The organism is Staphylococcus sp. FSL W8-0774 (assembly GCF_038006785.1).
In the GTDB taxonomy this organism is placed as follows: domain Bacteria; phylum Bacillota; class Bacilli; order Staphylococcales; family Staphylococcaceae; genus Staphylococcus; species Staphylococcus pasteuri.
This window is the reverse complement of sequence record NZ_JBBOVW010000001.1, coordinates 516,223-533,900: the sequence shown is the minus strand read 5'-3', so window position 1 is coordinate 533,900 and position 17,678 is coordinate 516,223. Positions and strand designations below refer to the sequence as shown.

General features: G+C 29.6%; 16 protein-coding genes. 10 read left to right on the top strand and 6 right to left on the bottom strand.

Features of this window, described 5'->3' with window-relative positions; translation table 11 throughout:
• The first annotated feature begins 71 nt into the window (after positions 1–71).
• A complete protein-coding gene (locus tag NSQ15_RS02380) occupies positions 72–998 on the top strand; it encodes a LysR family transcriptional regulator (RefSeq protein ID WP_017636831.1) in 927 nt (308 codons plus the stop codon).
• Positions 999–1,270: 272 nt separating this feature from the next.
• A complete protein-coding gene (locus NSQ15_RS02375; RefSeq protein ID WP_017636832.1) occupies positions 1,271–2,050 on the top strand; it encodes an SDR family NAD(P)-dependent oxidoreductase in 780 nt (259 codons plus the stop codon).
• Between the two features lie 214 nt (positions 2,051–2,264).
• Here the strand turns inward: NSQ15_RS02375 and NSQ15_RS02370 are convergent, their stop codons facing one another.
• Positions 2,265–3,542 (bottom strand): YhgE/Pip domain-containing protein, encoded by a 1,278-nt coding sequence (locus NSQ15_RS02370; protein ID WP_108000389.1) that lies wholly within the window; start codon positions 3,540–3,542, stop codon positions 2,265–2,267.
• A gap of 164 nt (positions 3,543–3,706) precedes the next feature.
• On the opposite strand from NSQ15_RS02370, the gene NSQ15_RS02365 reads away from it, so the two are divergent.
• The gene (locus NSQ15_RS02365; RefSeq protein ID WP_029055770.1) at positions 3,707–4,315 is read left to right on the top strand and encodes a TetR/AcrR family transcriptional regulator; all 609 of its coding nucleotides are present in this window, start codon (positions 3,707–3,709) and stop codon (positions 4,313–4,315) included.
• A 65-nt stretch (positions 4,316–4,380) separates the two neighbouring features.
• Positions 4,381–5,328 (top strand): magnesium transporter CorA family protein, encoded by a 948-nt coding sequence (locus NSQ15_RS02360; protein WP_017636835.1) that lies wholly within the window; start codon positions 4,381–4,383, stop codon positions 5,326–5,328.
• 398 nt (positions 5,329–5,726) lie between these two features.
• Here NSQ15_RS02360 and NSQ15_RS02355 read toward each other — a convergent pair whose 3' ends face one another.
• Positions 5,727–7,166, bottom strand: coding sequence for a sucrose-specific PTS transporter subunit IIBC (locus NSQ15_RS02355; RefSeq protein WP_046467078.1), 1,440 nt, complete (start codon positions 7,164–7,166; stop codon positions 5,727–5,729).
• A 198-nt stretch (positions 7,167–7,364) separates the two neighbouring features.
• Here NSQ15_RS02355 and NSQ15_RS02350 point away from each other — a divergent pair, with 198 nt between their 5' ends.
• The 4 genes from NSQ15_RS02350 (at position 7,365) to NSQ15_RS02335 (ending at position 11,817) form a co-directional block, all read left to right on the top strand.
• Positions 7,365–7,736, top strand: a complete 372-nt coding sequence (locus tag NSQ15_RS02350; protein WP_340746904.1) for a YbgA family protein — start codon at positions 7,365–7,367, stop codon at positions 7,734–7,736.
• Between the two features lie 944 nt (positions 7,737–8,680).
• Complete coding sequence (gene rsp, locus NSQ15_RS02345) at positions 8,681–10,786, top strand: AraC family transcriptional regulator Rsp (RefSeq protein ID WP_217194094.1); 2,106 nt, start codon at positions 8,681–8,683, stop codon at positions 10,784–10,786.
• An 81-nt stretch (positions 10,787–10,867) separates the two neighbouring features.
• Positions 10,868–11,290 carry a pyridoxamine 5'-phosphate oxidase family protein gene (locus NSQ15_RS02340; RefSeq protein ID WP_046467075.1) on the top strand — a complete coding sequence of 141 codons (423 nt, stop codon included), beginning with the start codon at positions 10,868–10,870 and terminating at the stop codon, positions 11,288–11,290.
• Between the two features lie 182 nt (positions 11,291–11,472).
• Complete coding sequence (locus tag NSQ15_RS02335) at positions 11,473–11,817, top strand: DUF4889 domain-containing protein (protein WP_017637748.1); 345 nt, start codon at positions 11,473–11,475, stop codon at positions 11,815–11,817.
• A gap of 286 nt (positions 11,818–12,103) precedes the next feature.
• On the opposite strand, the gene NSQ15_RS02330 is transcribed toward NSQ15_RS02335, so the two are convergent.
• The 3 genes from NSQ15_RS02330 to NSQ15_RS02320 form a co-directional block, all read right to left on the bottom strand.
• Positions 12,104–13,381 (bottom strand): dicarboxylate/amino acid:cation symporter, encoded by a 1,278-nt coding sequence (locus NSQ15_RS02330; protein WP_017637747.1) that lies wholly within the window; start codon positions 13,379–13,381, stop codon positions 12,104–12,106.
• A 250-nt stretch (positions 13,382–13,631) separates the two neighbouring features.
• Positions 13,632–13,997, bottom strand: a complete 366-nt coding sequence (locus tag NSQ15_RS02325) for a DUF3139 domain-containing protein (protein WP_017637746.1) — start codon at positions 13,995–13,997, stop codon at positions 13,632–13,634.
• Positions 13,998–14,126: 129 nt separating this feature from the next.
• The gene (locus NSQ15_RS02320) at positions 14,127–14,756 is read right to left on the bottom strand and encodes a nitroreductase family protein (protein WP_017637745.1); all 630 of its coding nucleotides are present in this window, start codon (positions 14,754–14,756) and stop codon (positions 14,127–14,129) included.
• A 166-nt stretch (positions 14,757–14,922) separates the two neighbouring features.
• Between NSQ15_RS02320 and NSQ15_RS02315 the strand changes: the two genes are divergently transcribed.
• Complete coding sequence (locus tag NSQ15_RS02315) at positions 14,923–15,369, top strand: MarR family winged helix-turn-helix transcriptional regulator (RefSeq protein WP_017637744.1); 447 nt, start codon at positions 14,923–14,925, stop codon at positions 15,367–15,369.
• A 216-nt stretch (positions 15,370–15,585) separates the two neighbouring features.
• Complete coding sequence (locus tag NSQ15_RS02310) at positions 15,586–16,002, top strand: Hsp20/alpha crystallin family protein (protein ID WP_029055764.1); 417 nt, start codon at positions 15,586–15,588, stop codon at positions 16,000–16,002.
• Between the two features lie 50 nt (positions 16,003–16,052).
• On the opposite strand, the gene NSQ15_RS02305 is transcribed toward NSQ15_RS02310, so the two are convergent.
• A complete protein-coding gene (locus NSQ15_RS02305; protein ID WP_340746903.1) occupies positions 16,053–17,216 on the bottom strand; it encodes a nitrate/nitrite transporter in 1,164 nt (387 codons plus the stop codon).
• Positions 17,217–17,678: the final 462 nt, after the last annotated feature.

Below are 17,678 nucleotides of genomic sequence, written 5' to 3'. Positions count from 1 at the left end.
AGGTTTTGTAAAAGATTGTTTTAGGTATAAAAACTATAACTAAAAGGTTATATAGAGGAAAGAGTGTCTAAATGATAAACACAAGATCAAGTAAATATTTAGAGGAAATCAATAGATTTGGTAGTATTTCCCAAGCAGCAAAATATTTATACATTTCACAGCCGTATTTAAGTAAGTTTATTAAGGAATTAGAAACTGACTTAGGCACAGAGTTATTAAATAGAGAGAAAAATCCAATTACTTTAACGTACGCTGGGGAACGTTATATAGAATATATGAATCAAATTAAATATACGTATGATGAAATGAAATCGGAATTACAAATGATTTCTGGATTAAAAAAAGGTCGTTTAGTCATAGGAATTAATCCTATACTAGCAGCCCATGCATTATATAAGATATTGCCAGAATTTATAAAAGAATATCCAGGTATCGAATTAAAGTTAATAGAAGAATCAGCTCATCGAATTGAGCAATTACTTATTGATAATAAGATTGATATAGCAATTACGATTTTGCCTTTTTATCAAGGTGTATTCCAGTTTGAAACTCTATCTAAAGAACCCATATATTTGATGATTCCATCCAATCATTCATTAATTACAAATGATAATTACAAAAACAAATCAATTTTTGAAATTCATCAAGAACTAGTAAATGATAATTTTATATTGTTAAAACCGAATATGGCTTTGCGTAAAATCACTAATCAAATATTAGAAGACAATGAGCTTGAACCCAATATTGCGATGGAAACGATCAGCATTGATAATGCTTTAAGATTGGTAAATGAAGGCTTAGGGATTACTTATGTACCAGAAAGCGTTAAAAACAGTAGTAAACATTTTGAAGGGTTAAGTATTAAATTAGAGAACCCTAGCTATTTTAATCAAGTTGTAGTGGCATATAAAAGTGATAAATTTAATCACTTGTCTAAAGCTGCACATATGTTTATAGAATTAGCTAAAGCTACATATAATAAAAATGAAGATGAATGAATTTAAAATTATAGCCTGAGACATTAATTGTCCCAGGTTGTTTTATTTTATATAAATTTCAAGAGTAGTAATTATATGAAGACACTAATCAAATAGTGTTTTTAAGTAGTAGTTGAATACAAATGAGCATTCATTTATGTTTCTATGGTGAACTTATTATTTAAAAAATGTAATATGAAAATAAAAATTTATAAAAGTAGGCGTTTGCACTAGGAATTTTATATATCTTATTTTAAAATGGATACATACATAAACATAAGGAGATGGATTAAATGTCAGTATTAGATAAATTCAAATTAGAAAATAAAGTAGCTATCGTAACAGGAGGAGCTTCTGGTTTAGGTAAATCTATGGGAAAAGCTTTAGCTGAAGCAGGTGCTAATCTTGTAATTGCAGATATGAATTTAGAAGTTGGACAACAAACTGCTAAAGAATTTGAAGAAGAAACAGGAAATAAAGCCATTGCATGCAAAGTAGATGTAACAAATGTTGATCAAGTAAACGACATGGTAAAAGAAACAATGGATACATTTGGTCATATTGATATCTTGTTTAATAATGCAGGTATTAATGAACATGTTGATTTTGAAGATATGCCATATGAACGTTGGAAAAAAACAATGGATGTTAACTTAAACAGTATGGTACTAGTTACAAATGCTGTTGGTGAAGTCTTCCGTGAACAAAAGAGTGGTGTTATTGTTAATACATCTTCAATGTCAGGTGTTATTGTAAACACACCACAACCACAAGCAGCATATAATACTTCTAAAGCAGCTGTAATTATGCTTACTAAAAGTTTAGCAAATGAATGGGCTAAACATAATATTCGTGTAAATACAATTGCACCAGGATATATGAAAACAGAATTAACTAAAGATTATTTCGCTAAAGGCGGAGATATGATTGATACTTGGATGAATATGACTCCTATGAATCGTCCAGGTGTACCAGAAGAATTACAAGGTGCAGCACTATACTTAGCTTCAGATGCATCATCATTCGTTACTGGTTCAGTTATTACTGTTGACGGTGGTTACACAGCACTTTAATCCTATTCAAAATTGAAGTGTCTGAGACATTAAGTTTTGAGACAAAGGATAAAAGGCAATTTCTATTGAAAAATATAGAAATTGCCTTTTTCTTTGACTCAATGTATACATTACTGAGTAACGAATACATGTCTTATTAATATTTATTTACACAAAAAAACTGCCGATAAGAAATACATCTTATCGACAGTTTTTGAAATTTACCGTGCTATAATTATGCTGGAATTTCAGTACGTTTGTTACTATGTTTTCTAAGAGCTGCTGCTAATAAGCTTGATACTACTCCGAAAATCATGAATCCAATAAGCATCCACATTGTTGTATTTAACTCTAGATGATGATTCATATAGATAATTTCTTTTAAGCTTGTTGAGTAATGTGCAAATGGGTTCCAATCATAAATATATTTTTGATAGAACTCAGGTAGCATTTGTTTTGGTAACATTACTAATTGCATACTAAAGAACATTGCAATGAAGAAGATTGGTACTGATTTCATACCTAACCATGTCATTGTTCCAAGAATTAATCCAACGAATCCCATAATAGCTAATGCTACAAATATAGAAACTCTATTTGGATGATCAAAATGGAAATCTAACGCACCTTTCATAAAATATACATATGCGAAACTACCAGCAAATGCTGTAATAGCTGTAAATATCATTTGTGCTACAGACGCAATTAAACGATGTGCAATTTTAACGTTATTACTAGTTCTAAATGCAAAGAATAATAAGATTGATGCAACAATAGAACCCATCCAAACTGGCATGAACATTAAGAATGATGCATTGCCGCCACCTTGGTGATCTTTAACTTCATTAATTTTATCGTTATTGATTTTAACTGGATTAGTTACAGCGTTAATATCTTTTGCATCAACTTTAACATTTTGTTTTTCTAATGTTTGAAGACTTTGTTTTGTAATTTGATTATTAATATTGTCACCCATACCTGACAATACGCTACTAGCCATTTGAGAACCTTGTAAACTTGTTCCTTCACTTACTATTGTTTTAAATTGTGCTTTTTTAACGTCAACTTTTTGGTTGCCCATTTTTTTAGCCATTTGTTGTGCTTGTTGAGCTGGAATTTCACCTGATTTTACTTTATCTTGCATTTCAGATTTTTTACTATCCATTACGACTTTTTGAGTTTTACTCATAGCATTTTTTGAAAAGTCTTTTTCAAAAATTGCAGCCCCATAATATTTCTCTTTTTCCATACCTTTTTTAGCGTCTTTTTCACTGTCTACTTTAACCCATTTAACAGCGTCAGAATCGCTATCTAATAGTTTATCTTCTAATTTATCACCAATATTTGTTTTCTTACCTTGAATAGAAGTACCTTCATCGTGATTTACGATAGCAATTGGCATATCTTTTGGTTTAGGATTAAAGGCTGGGTAAAATGCAACCGCGAAAATCATTAATATTAAAATGATTGCTATAGGCGTCAACCATAATAATTTACTTTTAAATATATTCATAACTTTTTTCCTCCCTTGAAACAATTCAACAATTTGTTGAACATTTATCACTTTTACAATTATAATGAGTTTAAATAAATAAACAACAATCAATTAATAGAAAAACGTCTTTTATTGAACACTTTGGTGTATATTGTCTATTAATTATGGGAGGTTTTACATTTTTGAAGGAAGATCGACGTGTCCGTAAAACAAAATCAGCAATAAAGCATGCCTTTATACAATTATTAAAGGAACAAAATATTGAAAATATTACAGTGCAAGACATTGCAGATAAAGCTGATATAAATCGAGGTACATTCTATTTACATTATGAAGATAAATATTTATTATTAACCGATATGGAAGACGAATGTATTGCTCAAATATCTAAATTCACCACCTTTTCAGAAATTGAAGGTGAAAATGTTGAAATGATTTCGACACTATTTATAGATAAAGTATTGCGAAACATCATTCAACATGTATATGATAATCTAGACTTTTATAATACGATTCTTAATTTGGAACGAAAAAGTCGTTTAGAAGAAAAAATAAGCGACCTGATACAATATAATATGAAGAATCAGATCAGTATTAATAATGAAATTGAAGGCATACCAGAAATGTATTTTCATAGTTATGTGTCAGGTGCCACAATCTCAATTATCAGATATTGGGTATTAGATTCTAATCGTATTTCTGTTGATGACCTTGTCACTCATATTTTCAAAATTATTTATTATGGTCCGTTACGAATTATGGCAGAACAAAAATACAATCAGTCTCGTTAAACACATTGCTCGTAAAATATTGTGATGCGTTTGAAGTTAAAAAGCTTGTGAAAGGACTTTTACAAATGATCACTGCATATAAACATTCAAATCAAATTAATAATGAAATTATCGAAACGACTCTTGATCAACAAGCATTGTGGATTAATGTAGTTGAACCTGATAGAGAAGAAATAGAACATTTAATGGAATATTATAATTTACCAGAAGACTTTATTCGAGATCCACTCGACTCAGAAGAAAGTGCTCGTATTGAGTATGACGAAGATACTGGATACTCACTGATTATTATCGACTTACCTCTAGTTAATTCAACAAATCGCAGTGTCCTATCCTTTATTACAATTCCATTAGGCATAGTCATTGGTAATGGTATCGTAATGACTATTTGTGACGCTGAAAATGAATTTTTAGAGAACTTCTCTAGACAAGACAATATTAATCTGAAGTTTCATAGTCGCTTTGCACTAGAAATCTTAACAACGATTGCGAATCATTATAATAGAAATTTAAGATTATTGAATAAATCACGTATTCGTATCGAAAGAGAATTGAAAAATAATATTACTAATAAGCAACTTTTCAAACTAATGGAAGTTGAGAAAAGTTTGGTATACTTCTTAGCGGCTTTGAAAGGTAACGATACAATAATTAAAAAGTTATTCCGTCTACCTGCTATTAAACGTTTTGAAGATGATGAAGAGTTACTAGAAGATTTAATTATCGAAAATAACCAAGCAATTGAAACAACCGAACTACATCAACGTATCTTAGAAAGTATTACAACTTCTTATGCATCATTATTATCTAATGATATGAATACGATTATGAAAACATTAACTATGTTTACTGTATTATTAACCCTACCTACACTGGTATTTAGTTTCTTTGGAATGAATGTACCATTACCACTAAGTGATCATAGTTACATTTCTTGGATTATCGTTGTCGTTATTTCTCTTATTCTTGTTGCAATCGTCAGTGTTTATTTATGGCGAAAACAAAAGCTATAGCTATAACAAAATTAAAAAAATCACTTGGGACATAAATCCCAAAATAATAGCACTAAGACGATTTATTTTAATCATCTTAGTGCTTTCTTTATACCCAATACTTCGTATTGTATGGCTCTCTTTGCCCAACTTGCTTTGCTTGTAGAAACTGATTTAATCAGTTTCTCTGTGTTGGGTCCCTTCCCATGGTACAGTTTCAGCCAGAAATACGGCACAGATAAATCTGTGAGTATTTCTAGTGTCTTCAACTAGTACTGTTCCCTCGGGAGTCTCGCCATAAATACTACGTATTTTGTGTGTAATTTTACATTATAATACTTTTAAAGAATAAGGCCTTCTGTATAATTTAATAGATATCATCAAAGTAAATTAACGAGTTGTCTTTTTTATAACCTACTTTATTGAACTTCTTTATATTTATTTCTTTTAGATAGAACAAATGTCACAAGAACTGAAACGACAAATGCTATTACCATTCCTATGAGGTAATGTAGCCACCCACCATGGTTTGGATTGATTGATATAAATCCAGGTATACCTGCTGTACCTAAAGCTATTGCTTTAACTTTAAAGAATGAAATATACGCTGCACCAAGACCTGATCCAATAATAGCACCTATGAATGGGTATCTTAATTTAAGATTTACACCGAACATCGCTGGTTCCGTAATACCTAAAACTGCTGAAATACCTGCAGCTGATGCAACACCTTTTAATTTTTTATTATTTTTAATAATAAAGAATGACGCTAACGCTGCACCACCCTGAGCGATATTTGACATGGTAGCAATTGGGAAGATAAATGAACCACCAGTTTTAGCCTGATCAGCAATTAATGTTGTTTCTACTGCAATGAAACTATGATGCATACCAGTGATAACGATTGGTGCATATAATAAACCAAAGATTAATCCGCCTATTGCACCACCAAATTCGTAAAGCCATGTTAAGCCATCTGATAACCAGTATCCTAATTGTCTTGTAATAGGACCAACAAATAAGAATGTAATAAATGCTGTTACAAAGATTGATAATAGTGGTGTTACTAAATTATCTAATACTGTTGGTATGACTTTGCGAAGCCATTTCTCAATAGTAGCTAATATATAAGCTGCCACTAACATAGGTAAAACTTGTCCTTGGTAACCTACTTGATTAATATGTAATCCAAATACATCCCAATATGGAATTGATTTACCCGCTTCTACTGCTTTCGGAAAATCATAGGCACTCATCAAACTTGGATGTACTAATATCATACCAAGTGCTGCGCCTAAGTATGCATTACCGCCAAATCGTTTTGCTGCACTAAATCCAATTAAAATCGGCAATAATGTAAATGGTGCATTGGCAAAAATATTAATCATCTCTGCTAATCCAGCAAATTGATCATGGACTTCAATCAAAGATTTGCCATCATAAAATAAGTCCTTAGCAGTTAATAAATTGTTTAGACCCATCAACAAACCACCGGCAACGATTGCTGGAATAATCGGAACAAAGATATCAGATAACATTTTCACAAAGCGTTGTAATGGATTCATATGTTTAGTTGACTTCTCTTTTACTTCAGAAGTTGTAGATGCTTCTTTACCAGTAATATTCTCCATTTCGTTAAATACTTTATTTACAGTCCCTGACCCAATAATAATTTGGTATTGACCACCAGTTGAGAATGTTCCTTTAACGACATCCATTTTAGATAATGCGTCTTCATCTACTTTACTTTCATCATTTAATATTAATCTAAGTCTCGTCGCGCAATGTGCCATTGAATCTAAATTCTCTTCTCCACCTATTGCAGTTAATATATCTTCTGCTGATTGTTTATAGTTCATTTGTATAAACCCTCCCAATTTTTTGGAACCAGTTCCAAAATTACTAACTTTATTGTAAACGGTTGCAATAATTAAATCAACCTCATTCAATAAAGTTTTAAATTTAATCGTTGTCATGACAGTTAATTAACTTATATTAATTTACTTTTCAAATGGGTATAAGAATATAAATAATTAAAAATGAAAGGAGTTAGTTTATTGAAAGAACGTGGATATATTGAAAAGTTATGGCGTGAAGAGAAATATCGTGTATTACTCCATAGTCAAAGTCATTACAATGCTATACGTAAAAGACTTAAACATAATCCCTCATATAATGAAATTAATCTAATAGTAAAAGAAGCAATTCAAATACCCCCTAGTCAAGGAAGTGTTATGAATGCCTACGATCATATGTGGGGGTATTTCAAAAAGTTAGCTACAGAAGAGGAAAAGGAAACTGCTACAAAATTAAAACATCAATTTAAACATCAAGATATTCCAATAGAAGATTTATTATCATTTTTAAGATCGTTAGCGTATCAATATGATGTTCAATATTTAAAAGATAGCACAGTATTAAAAGCATAAAAAAGACAAACCACACTTTTATAAGTGGTTTGTCTTTTTTGTAAGTAAAGGTAATAAACCTTTATTGACTCATTAAATGTACATTATTATAAATGTCTGAAGAAAGATTAATTCTAAGTTGTATCACTAAATAATTATAAACAATATAAAGGACTTATTTTTACATCCAGTGAAACGAATTGTCATGCTTCATTTAATTTGTTAGTACTTCGGGGTGAGTATTTCAAATTAATGTTTTTAAAAATCGCTACTTAAATATTGATGTTTCATCATACTTTAATTTTCAGAAGATGGTTATTCATTGGATGTCGTTTAAATATTTCTACCAAATATGAAATATGTTGTTGATTCTTGTTGTCATTGCTTCATATATTCAACATTGTTTCATGATGTCTAATTACTAGTTGCTAATGTGTTAGTAAAAATATTTAAAGTATGAATATAATCCTTGTTGTTTATACTAATGTTAAGTTAATCAATTTTTATTCACTAAATATGGTATATGTGATTCTATGTTGTCTCTCTCTTTTTGTTGTTATATCTAAGTTGTGTATATAACGTACATTTAATACCATAGATTACAACCCTTAATCAATTTAAGTTTTTTAAAATTTCTTTTGGATTGGAATCTATATTTATTATGTACTAAAAAATGAGATTACACGCTATTGAAAATTTCCAAATATACAATACTATATTTCTAAAACTCCTTTTATGTTGCAAACAATACAAAAATGGCTACGTTTTCACAAAATTTTTACTATGAACTTTATTTTTAACTATTACTATTTGAAGGCGAATCTATTATAATATCAATTATTATTTAATCGCGTATTAAATGCCACAGACATTGAATATCATAAAAACTATTCAATGCAAACAATTTATAAGTGATGATTTTTTTAGATTTTCAAAACAAACATAGAGGAGCTTCGTAATATCATATGACATGTAACCTAAACCTTTTTCATCAGTACAGCACCAAGCCATTTCGTAATATTAATAAAGTCATCATCTTATTTTCATTAACTAATGACTTGAACATTAAAATCAACGGAGAAGTTAAAGATTTAGATGCACACATTGCTATAATTAATCATGGTGACATATTTGAAGTTGAAAATGCTCATAATATAGTACAATTAACGATTCCGATCTTTTATTTTTATGTAGAAGATGACGACTTTTTCCAGTGCTATTTCGATAGACATTTATTACAATCTAGTGGTTATATCAAAACGCTTATTCTACAAACTATACAACAATATTCAGAGGACCAAACGGTTGATCATCAACTTTGTTCCAAAGTAATTCAGACCTTGTATAAAGAAGCAGTTATAAAATACGATGTTGATTATATCCCCAATATGTCAATTAGTAATACTTTGTTTTCAGAGTGTTTACTTTTTCTTCAAGATAGAATAACTCAAACTATTTCTTTAAAAGATGTCGCTATAAATAGTAGTATTTCAGAATCTTATTGTTCAAATTTATTTATACGTTATTTAAATATGAATTTTAAAGATTACTATACAAGTTTGAAAATTCTTCATGCTATTAAACTATTAATGACTACTAATTTATCAATTAACACTATATCAGAAGAATCTGGGTTTAGTAGCCATACTAATTTTACAAATCAGTTTAAAAACTATTTGAATTTTAGCCCAAAACAGTATCGCTCTTATATAGTCAAAATGGATACTTTGCCTCATTTAAATATAGAAGATAAGGATTATTCACCTTTTTTACCATTAATTAATCATTTTGATTTTAATAATCAATTAGCTACAGAGATTACTGAAATCAATATAGATAACTTTGATCCTAAAGATTATTCCAAACCCTCAAAAGCATTTATTAGACTTGATAATTTTAATGAATTATTTCATTTTACGTTCAATGAGTATTTTGATATTGATTTTTCATTTTTACCTGAACCAGTCATTCTTATTGAAAATGTTAGCGACGTAACTTCTAATCAAATTAACTATCATTTGTTACATAGATGCCTTGATAAATTATTTGAGAGACATATTGGTTTAGCAATAAAAATTAAATCTACAAATCAATTTAATGTAGTTAATCAATTTATTTTGAAGTTTTTACAAGGACATAATGACTATAAATTAAATAAAAAAGTCGTAAAATTAATGCTTATTTTTGATTCGTCTAAAACGTCTACACAAGATATACATCTTTGTCATTTAAAAATTAAAAATAAAAATAAAGATATCCAATATGGTATGACTGTAGACGGCCTATTACGTCAAAATCAGACTGTAGAAAAAACATACGATACTTTAAAAAGACTTAATTTTGATTACTATTTAATTGATATTGAAAATATTGAAACGAAATTATCTTTAATTAATAAAAGAAGAACATATAATCATTCGACGACACATTTTGAAAATTATAAGCAGTTCATTTTAGATTCAGGCATAGACTCCACTCATTTTGTGTATGATTATTTATCTTTGAAATGTTTCAAATATGCTAGCAATAGTTCTAATCCTTTACAACTAGCTGATTTAGTTTGTCATATCATTGCTTTACTACGCTATGGTGGTGGTATTAGTTACCAACTCATTGCAGACGAAACGAAGTACTTGTCATTATTTAATGAATTCGGTAATGCATTACCTCTAATTCACATTTATAAAATGACTCACCCTTTTGTAAATGAAGAATTACAAATTTGTAATAACTACATTATGAGTCGTAAAGATGGCAATTATCACTTCATATTATTTAACAAAATAAACGATCGCTATTTATCTGATAGTCAACAGAAATTTATTTTCAAAAACACATTGAAATCACATTCATTAACAATAGTTCAAACTTTGAATAGTGAGCATGGGACAATAGATAATTTATTACCGCAAACTAAAGAACAACTGTTTCTTGATAAAGATATTATTAATCAATTGGATCAATGCAATCATCCAAAAACAGAATTATTCATTCAAGAAAATGATAATCAAGACGTTAATGTTGTTCTCAAACATGATGAAGTAAAATATGTATGTTTCAAACCTATTTAATCTTTGTTGGTATGAATGATGGTGTCTTAAGTTTAACAATCTCTGATTAAGGATATATTTAGTATTAAGGAGATGATAGGATTGGATAATCAAAAAGCAACTGAAGCAATTGAAAAAGTATTAGATCATTCAAAAGTGGGTGTTTTATCAACCGCTTATAATAATAAACCTAATAGTAGATATATGGTATTCTATAATGACGAATTGACACTATATACTAAGACAAATATTAATTCTATAAAGGTTGAAGAAATTGAAGACAATCCTTATGCTTATATTTTATTAGGCTATAACGAAACAACTAACAATAGTTTTGTTGAAATCGATGCAACTATTGAAATTGTTAAAGATGAAAAAACAATTGACTGGTTATGGGAAACTCAAGATAAATCATTTTTCGATTCTAGTAAAGACCCCGAATTATGTGTATTAAAAGTAAATCCTAAATCAATTAAATTAATGAACGACAAAGATTTAGACACACCTTTCACAATTGAGTTATAAATGAATGATTAATCTCAACTTAAATAAGTTGGGATTTTTTGATGTGATACAAATTCGTATATTTGATGAAAATATCAAATTATAATATCCACTTATATTTTAAATTTAATTGCAAATCACTCTATTTTTCTGTATAAATGAAATAGTAGATAGATAAACAATATTAAAGGAGATTTTGCTGAATGAAAGGTAAAAAAGGACTCGCTTATAGTCTTATTGCAATCATGGTCATTATATGTATTGTTCTAGTTATTGCTATGATGGCAGGCGGTAAAAAAGAAACTTATTATGGCGTAATGAAGAATGGTACAACAATTGATAAAATGATTAGTGAAAAAGACGAAAAAATCGAAAAGAACGTTAAACTTCCATCAGATGCTGATGTATCTGTTAAAAAAGAGGATTTCGTAAGAATTACTAAAAATGAAAAATCTGGCAAAATTGCTAGTGTTAAAAAGGTAGATCATGATGATGTACCACATGGATTAATGACTCAAATCCATGATATGGGCGATATGCATATGTAATTTTAAAAGAAGCAAGTCGATAATGACTTGCTTCTTTTTTATGTTATACGAACGAATATGTTAAGTTATAATCTATCAACCACTGCCTCTAACCATTAAAATGGAGGTACTTTTAAGGGTCACAGTAGCTTTCGCTACTGCGTAAGAAGTACTAACCATTGAAATGGAAGTACTTCTTTATAATCGCTAAAGCGATTTTCTTCTTGGTTCGCCTTAGCTTTGCTAATGCATAAGAGCCCCTAATCGCTAAAGCGATAAGGGGCTCTAAAATGTCAGATTTATTATTTTATAATGTTTTTAAGTACTCTTGACCTTGTTTTTTATCATAAACGTTTTCCCATTTAGCAATGACAACTGTAGATAAAGCGTTACCCATAACGTTAACTACTGTACGTACCATGTCTAATAAACGGTCAACCCCTATAATTAAAGCAAGTCCTTGAGCTGGTAATCCCATTGCACCTAATGTTGTTAATAACACAACGATTGAAGTACCTGGAACTGCTGCCATACCTTTTGATGTAAGCATTAACGTTAACATTAAAACTAATTGTTCAGTTAATGTTAAATGCATGCCATACATTTGTGCTACGAATAATGCAGCGATAGATTGATATAAAGCTGATCCATCTAAGTTAAATGTATAACCAATTGGTATAACAAACGATGTAATATCTTTCGGCGAACCGAATCTTTCCATCTTTTTCATCATTACTGGTAATACTGCTTCTGAACTTGAAGTTGAGAAAGCCAAAAGTATTTCGCTTTTTAGTATTTTCATAATAGAGAAAATACTAATGCCACACATTCTAGCTACAATTCCTAATACTACAACTATAAAGAATACCATTGCGAAAATTACAACTAATACTAGTTTTAGTAAAGGAAGTAACGCTGATGCTCCGAATGTAATGATTGTTGTACAAATAAATGCAAAGACACCAAGTGGTGCTAATTTTAATATTTTATTAATCATCCAGAAAACTGCTTCTAAAGTTCCACTTAAGAAAGATTTTACTGGTTCTGCTTTTTCGCCAACGGCAGCTAAACCTAAACCGAAGAATACAGCAAAAAAGATAATAGGTAATAATTCACCTTTGTTTAAAGCTTCAAAAAAGTTTGTTGGTACAATGTTTACTATAGTATCAATAAAATGATTACCATATGTAGTTTGTTCTGCAGCATGTGCAGATGTTTGATATTTAGAAATATCGCCCTTTGGTAATTTTGATGGATCTAATCCAGAACCTGGTTTAAATAGGTTTCCGAAAATTAATCCAAGACCAATAGCGATTGTTGTTATAATTTCAAAGTATAATATTGTTTTCCATCCGTAGCGACCTACAGTTTTCGATTCCCCAACGTTCGAAATAGATAGTGCTAAAGAACAGAATACAACTGGAATAACAATCATTTTAATTAAGTTTAAAAAGATGTCTCCAAATGGCTTTATGTAGTTAGCCGCTTCTTCATTTCCATATAATATAAGTCCAACGACAACACCTAGAACCAATGCAATTAATACTTGCACAGGTAGACTGATTTTTCTCTTAAACAGAGCCATATTGCAAACTCCCCTTCATCTGACATCACTTAATTATATCAGATAAGTTAAAAATAGCTATAATTATTTATATAACAAATATAAATAATTGTATTGAAATGTTTTAACTTTTATGAATCAAGAGTAGTTTACTATGTTTATTTTTTATTTCTTTTTAAAGGTTCTTCATTTCTATTCTTTAATTTTAACTGATACCCAAAATAAAAAAGTTACCAAATGTTTTTCAACTTGGTAACTCATCTTATTGCAATTATTTTGAAGGTTTATAGTTTTTATTAAAGTAATTATGCTTAGCACTTTTTATACTTTTCTTAGTTTCAGTATCAAAACCTTCGGCAAAAACACCTTTTCTAGTACTAATAGGTTGAATGACATAAGTTATTTTAGGTTCATCTTTAAAAATAACTTCCTTATAATAAACACCCTTTTTAGCGCTATAAAGAGTTTCTTGTTTTTTAACTTTATCTTTTAAATGGTGTTCTTTTAAATAACTATCAACCATTTCAATATTTTTGTGACCTTGATATGATTTAAGCGCGAAGAAAAACGCAAACGCAATCACTAATGAAATAATTAATATAATAATAATTCTGATTAATTTCTGCTTCTTACTCATTTTATAGACTCCTTTTGCCTTATCTTAATTAGTATGAACGAAATTTATGCATTTTTAAAGTCTTATAAAAATTTTGTAACAAAATATTCTTAACTCATTGATATAATACAAAGATGATTCATATGTTAATTAAAGATACTGTCTTACATCATCAAGTGGTAAACGTACTGATTCATGGGCTTCTTGTGCACCTTTACCTATAGCAATTGCTACAACTGGTACAAATCGATCGCTATCTATCCCTAACACATTTGCAATATTAGCTTTATCAAATCCGCCTATAGCATTAGTATCGTAGCCATGCGATTTAGCCACAAGCATTAATTGCATTGCCATTAAACTACTATCAATATTAACGATATCTTTCATACCTTCTCTAGATAATCCTTTATAATGAGGCAATACCCAACTTAACATCTTATCTTTAATTTCTTCTGTCATATGATTCTTGCTTACTGCGTCACCGTATATCTGTTCAGCTTTTTCATAATTTTTCAAGTCTCCAAATATGATTATCATAGCTGAAGAAGTATTGACTTGTCTCGAATTCTTACCGAAAGATGGTAATATTTTCTCCTTACCTTCATCAGAATCTACAACTATTAATCTCCATGGTTGCATATTCACTGAAGATGGTGCTTTGGTTGCTTTTTGAATGATATCATCCATTTCTTCATGGCTAATTTTATGTTCTGTATCAAATACTTTTACTGATCTTCTTCCTTTTAATACATCGTCAAATTGAGTGATTTTCTCCATTATATGTACTCCTTATTTTTTATAAGTCATTGGATTTTTCAAATCAATAATCTTTAATTATGATTTTCTAATATTTAAATGAAAAGCAATTTAACTTTACTATCAAAATAGGCACTTGACAAGTCACACACTTCATAATATGGTTACCATAACAAGGAGTGATTTAATGTATGTCGAAAATAGTTATTTAAGCAAACAATTGTGCTTTTTATTCTATGTTTCATCAAAAGAAATTATCAAAAAGTATTCCAATTATTTAAAGGAATATGAACTCACGTACACTGGTTATATAGTGCTAATGGCGATTGAAGAAGATGAGAAACTTAACATCAAAACTTTAGGTGATAGAGTTTTCTTAGATTCAGGCACTTTAACACCATTATTAAAAAAATTAGAAAAGAAAAATTACGTTGTTCGAACTCGTGAAGAAAAAGATGAACGAAATCTTCAAATTTCACTAACAGAACAAGGTAAAAGTATTAAAAAACCTTTATCAGAAGTTTCGCAAAAGGTATTTGGCGAATTTGATATAGATGTAAATGAAGCTAAGGAATTAGTTAACCACCTTCAACTTTTTGTTTCTAAAAACTTCGATAAATCCTCAGAAAAATAATCTTATATAGAGAAAAAAGGCAAAAGTAAACTTGCCTACTTTCATCCCTTTCTTATGCGTTGATAAAATCAAGTTTTGTAAACTTTTGTCTATATTCTCTAGTACGAATTATCACTCTATTAATAATCCATTTTACTTTACCTCATAACAAACACTTCATATAATGAATTTACAATTAAATATAGTTAATTTATAACTGTAAAAGGAGCTAATAATATGCCAAATAATGACTTCTTTAATAATTCATTTTTGAAAAATGATCCAACTGATTTATTTAGAGATTTAGGTAAACAAGTATTCAATCAATTTTCATCTCAAGCTTTCCCTGTTAATTTATATAATGAAAATGATCATTACTTAATTGAAGCTGAACTTTCAGGTGTGAAAAAAGAAGATATTTCATTAACTTTTGAGCAACATACGTTAACTATTAAAGCTAATAAATATATTGAATCTCATAATGGACAAACGCAATTAAATGAACGTTCTAGTGGTGAATTAGTGCGCAGATTTGAATTCGAGGATATAGACAAGTCTCTTATCAAAGCAACATTTGAAAATGGCATTTTAAGCGTACGCTTGCCTAAACAACAGCAAGAAGCTGAAGATGCAACAACAATTTCAATTTCATAATATAAAATAATAGACCTTGTTATGGATTTACCATAGCAAGGTCTGTTTTATTAATGAATTGTTTTCGCGTCTTTTTTATTAACTAAAAACATTGTAATTACAGCAATAATAGCAAATATTGCTAATAATATAAATGCGAGATGGCTTGTACCAGTGATACTAGATACATAAGTGATTACTATTGGTGGGAAGAATCCTCCTAAGCCACCCATCATTGATACGATACCATTTGCTGTCCCAGCTTCTTTTGAAAAGTATGATGGTACAAGTTTAAATATTAATCCGTTACCAATACCTGCACATATACTAATTAATAAGCAACCTATTGTAAATAATACAATGTGAGAAGAAATGCCCAGGATTACTGCGCCTATAATCATAGCAATGAAATCTAGAATTAATACTTTAACAGCATTTAATTTATCACCAAGCATGCCTCCGATTGGTCTAAGGAATGTTGCTAAGGCGATAAAAATACCTGACCGAATTCCTGCATCTACTTTATCAATACCAAAATGATTAACTAAAAAGTTAGGTAAGAATAGACCAAATGCTACAAATGAGCCAAATGTTATAAAATACCATAAGCTTGTATAATATAATTTAGGATTTTTAGCTAATATTTTAGTTTGTGCCACTAAAGGTACTTTAACTTTTGTTTCTTTATTATCACCAAAAATAAACATTAATATAGCAAATAAAGCAATAAATATTAAATACATTCTTACTGTTGTTTGCCAACCGATAATGCCTGCAATAGGTGGTGCTAAGAATGATGAAACTGCTGTCCCTATGTTCCCCATGCCGTATATACCATTTGCTAACCCTACTTTTTCTTTAGGGAAGTATTTAGGAATGGAAGTGACACCTACTGAAAATATAGCGCCCCCTACTCCTAAAAAGAACCCTGAAAGCATTAGCATTCCCGGAGATTTAGCTTGAGCTAAAAAGAATATTGGGAATAATAGTATTATGAAACTACAGAAGAAAACCCATTTAGCTCCAATAATATTTGTGAGATATCCAAACGGAACTCGTAAAATGGATCCTAAAATTACAGGTATTGCTAAAATAATCGATAGTTGTGATGCTGGAATTTTAATATCTTGTGATATGTAAGGCATTAAAGGAGATATGATATTCCAAGCCATAAATCCAACTACTAAACTTAACGTTTGTAAACCTAGTTGAAAACCACCTTTTCTTTTGTCCATGTCTTCACCTTCATAAATTATAATTATTTAGTACTTTAATGAATAAATCATTTAATAATTGTGAGTGTTACTACTTCTATGCAAAGTACTAACTATAACTATATTTTATGATGTTTGTGAAAAATTGAACATTAGTGTAATCCCTTATTTGTTTACCTTTTTCCCCTATAAAAATAAATGAGTTCAGTAAAATTAAAAGCATTTATTAATAGAACATATGAGGCATGTTCATGCGTTGGAAATACTAGTGGTTATAGTGGAACACATGAGGTGAACTCATGTGTAAGAAATACTAATTTCTAAAGAAAAAGTATTTCTTTAAATGCATAAGATCCCCTAATCGCTAAAGCGATTTTCTTCTTGGTTCGCCTTAGCTTCGCTAATGCATAAGAGCCCCTAATCGCTAAAGCGTTCCTCTTCTTCGGTTCGCCTTAGCTTTGCTAATGCATAAGAGCCCCTAAT